Source organism: Agrobacterium sp., assembly GCF_032092815.1.
Lineage (GTDB): Bacteria > Pseudomonadota > Alphaproteobacteria > Rhizobiales > Rhizobiaceae > Agrobacterium.
In genome coordinates this window covers 14,342-17,832 of record NZ_DAMDBP010000012.1, presented here as the reverse complement: position 1 = coordinate 17,832, position 3,491 = coordinate 14,342, and the positions used below count along the sequence as shown (strand labels likewise).

The 3,491-nt window shown below is 54.6% G+C and carries 4 protein-coding genes; 3 read left to right on the top strand and 1 reads right to left on the bottom strand.

Features of this window, described 5'->3' with window-relative positions; genetic code table 11:
* The first annotated feature begins 361 nt into the window (after positions 1-361).
* A complete protein-coding gene (locus tag RT613_RS09280; protein WP_313614783.1) occupies positions 362-1,066 on the top strand; it encodes a GntR family transcriptional regulator in 705 nt (234 codons plus the stop codon).
* Positions 1,067-1,076: 10 nt separating this feature from the next.
* Here the strand turns inward: RT613_RS09280 and RT613_RS09275 are convergent, their stop codons facing one another.
* Positions 1,077-1,991 (bottom strand): LysR family transcriptional regulator, encoded by a 915-nt coding sequence (locus RT613_RS09275; protein ID WP_313614781.1) that lies wholly within the window; start codon positions 1,989-1,991, stop codon positions 1,077-1,079.
* 157 nt (positions 1,992-2,148) lie between these two features.
* Between RT613_RS09275 and RT613_RS09270 the strand changes: the two genes are divergently transcribed.
* Together RT613_RS09270 and RT613_RS09265 are read left to right on the top strand one after the other, a co-directional pair.
* The gene (locus RT613_RS09270; protein ID WP_313614779.1) at positions 2,149-2,946 is read left to right on the top strand and encodes an alpha/beta hydrolase; all 798 of its coding nucleotides are present in this window, start codon (positions 2,149-2,151) and stop codon (positions 2,944-2,946) included.
* 52 nt (positions 2,947-2,998) lie between these two features.
* The coding region (locus RT613_RS09265; protein ID WP_409558791.1) for an efflux RND transporter periplasmic adaptor subunit at positions 2,999-3,491 on the top strand (493 nt) is incomplete at its 3' end.

Genomic DNA, 3,491 nt, shown 5'->3' with positions numbered 1-3,491 from the left:
CACCAAGATCGCTATTCAGATCGAATGTCAGCATCAACAATCCATTCAGAGCGGAATAAGGCACACACCCAGCATCGCACAGGACGGCCAATATGAAAAACCTAGCAAACAGCAACAATCGTGTCTACACTGTTGAACAATCTTTCATTATCAACCTACAAAAAATTATTTTCTGCATATAAAATAGGCGTTTAAGCTGCGTTGCAGGTTATTTTTTCTTATTTTCAAAGGCGTAATGGTACTTATGTCGCTTGAAGCGCAGCATCGCGGCGCATAGATTGCGCGCGCTTCACCAATACCGCCGGCCATTCGGAGGGTTGCCTTCGAAGCCGATAGACATACCAGCAGGTTGGGACCGCACATGAAGAAGGCGAAATCCGCAAGCACGACGGTAATCTCTGCAGAGCCGCCGCAGACGCTTGCGGAGAACACGGCGTCGCGCATCCGCGAGCGTGTTGTTTCAGGTACCCTGCCCCCAGGCAGCCACCTCTCGGAAATCTCGCTTTCCGAGGAATTACAGGTGTCACGTAACACTTTGCGGGAAGTATTCAGACTGCTGACAAAGGAAGGCCTGTTGCGCTACGAAGCCAATCGTGGCGTGTTCGTTTCGACACCCAGCATGGCGACAATTATCGATATTTACCGCGTCAGACGCTTTATCGAATGCCCTGCGCTCGCCCAGGCCCATCCTCGCCACCCGAGCGTTTCCGCCATGCGCGAAGCCGTTGAAACGGCAAAACGTCACCGCGAAGCCGGCGAGTGGCTTGGCGTCGGTAGCGCCGACATCGCCTTTCACTCGGCAATCGTGCAACTGGCAGATAGCCCACGTCTTACTGCATTTTACGGTCAGATTTCACTGGAACTGCGCCTGGTCTTCGGACTGTTGCAAGATCCCGAATATCTGCACGGGCCCTATATCGACCAGAATCAGACGATTCTGAGCCAATTGGAGCGCGGGGCCGCAGCCACTGCCGCTGAAAGCCTCGAAAAATACCTGCTGCAGGCCGAACGTTTCATTCTGGCGGCCTATGCGCGTATTTACGCCGAAAATGGCGAACGCGCCTGAAGCACAGCGATCAGGCTAAAGTCTTCACATCGAGATTGTGCATCAGCCGTGCTAGCCAGTCGACGAAAACCCTTACCTTGTTCGTCACATGGCGGGTCTGTGGGTAGACAATATAGATTGGCAGGCTCTCGTGCTCCCAATCGGGCAGCACACGTATAAGTTCACCCCGCTTGATGGCATCATCAGCCATGAACGGTGCGAGTTGCGCCACACCCATGCCTGCAATCGCCGCATTCAAATAGGTGCGGCTGTCATTGACAGACATGATGTAATTGGGGGCGATTTCGAGTTTCTGGCCGTCTTTTTCGAAATCCATGGTCATGATCTGCCCGGACACTGCGTTGAGATAACCGATACAAAAATGTTTATCTTCAAGCTCTTGCGGGTGCTCAGGCGAGCCGAATTTTTCAAGATAGAATGGCGCCACGTAAGACGCCAATCTCAACTCCGAAACCTTGCGCGCGATCAGAGACTGGTCACGTGGCGTGCCGACCCGCAAGGCGCAATCGACGTTTTCGGCGATGTAATCCACCAGTCGATCGCCGACCCCCAGATCCAGCTTGATCAGCGGGTACTTCTCGTGAAACGAGCAAAGGTTGGGAATAACCACAAGGTCGGCAAAGGCTCCTGCCATTTCGACGCGCAACCGTCCTGAAGGTTGCACCTGCGCATTGGAAAGGCTGCCGTCGAGTTCATCTATTTCCGAGATGATCTGGATGGCGCGTTCATAGTAAAGGGCACCATCCGTCGTCAGCATAACGCGACGCGTCGTGCGGTTCAGCAAGGTCGTGCGCAAATGCGCCTCTAACCCCTGCACCATATTGGTGACAGTTGTCTTCGGCATGTTAAGCGAGCCTGCGGCACGGGAAAAATTGCCCGTTTCCACCACCCTGACAAATACGCGCATGGCCGAGAGTTGATCCAAGGTGACACCTTTTCAGCTTTTTGGGCTTATTGTCCCGATTTTTGGAATAGTGTTTTCAATTTTTCATGCTTGATCGTTTTTATCCGAACAATAATATGCATTTCATCATTTAAGGCAAGTGACTGATGAGTCACCTTTGCAAACCGGACGAAACACGATGAAGACGTATTGGAAAAACATCGAGATTGGCGGGGCTGACAAGTCCCCCCTCTCTGTGCGTCTTTATCAAAACGAGACCACATCGCGCACACCACCACTGGTTCTTTATTTGCGCGGTGGGTCGTTTCAGGAAAAGACCGGCAAGTGCCCGGAACTGCCTGTTGCACGCGCTTTGGCTGAAACTGGCGCCATTGTCGTTGAGGCTGATTATATCACGCCTTCGAACAATGAGTTTCCCCAGGCCATCGATTACGCTTTCCAGGCCCTGAACTGTCTTTATAACCACCGCAAGCAATATGGCGGCGCTAAGTCGCCGTTGTTTGTCGCCGGTGAAGAGGCGGGTGGCAATGTGGCCGCGGGCCTCGCACTCAAGGCGCGGGATCGCATGCCGGGTGAACTGACCGGGCAAATCCTTCTGTCCCCCATGATCGATCCGATGATGGCGACAGCATCTTTCCGCAATGCTGACAGAATTGGCATGCGGCAGCGTTGGGCAGACGGCTGGAGCCATTATCTGGCAAAGGCTTGTGGATTTTTCCACCCCTATGCCGCGCCTTGCCAATGCACACGACTGGCCCGGGTCGCACCGGCACTAGTGTTCACCGCCGAGGACGATCCGTTACGCGATGAAACAATCAATTATGCCGATCGACTTCGTGACGCCGGCACCTTTGTAAGACAACACGTATTCCCGACTGGCCAGGGCTGGACGGAACTTTATCGCGGTGGAGGAGGTCAGTGGCTGCCAGCTGTCTGTACCGAATTCAACGCCTTTATTGCAGAACTGAAGCGCTAAAACGCCAATTTCATATCACTGATCGGTCCGGCTGAGGACCAAGGAGAAACCCATGACGCTGAAGAACAAGCGCCGGGCCCTGGCGGGCGCCGGTATAAGCCTTGCTGTGTCCGTTGCAGCCGCAGCACTGCTTTTCGACATGAGCGCCCAAACCAGCGCAACCGCCGCTTCAACCCCGGCGGAAGCACCAGCAATTCCAGTGACGGTGGCTACGGTTCAAAGCCGCGATGTCATGCGCTGGGAAGAGTTTTCCGGCCGCCTTGAGGCCGTAGAGCGCGTGCAAATCCGCTCACGTGTTGCCGGTCAGGTGCAATCGGTCCATTTCCGTGAAGGTGCTCTCGTCAAGGCGGGTGATGCCCTCTTCACAATCGATCCGGCACCGTTCCAGGCGGCGCTTGCCGGTGCTGAAGCGCAGGTCGCTGCAGCAGAAGCAAAGGTTGCTCTTGCTCGCACTGAACTTGATCGTGGCCGCAGGCTTTCAGACAATCGCACCATCTCGCAAAGCGACATGGACCAGCGTCAGGGCGCTTTTGCCGAAGCTGAAG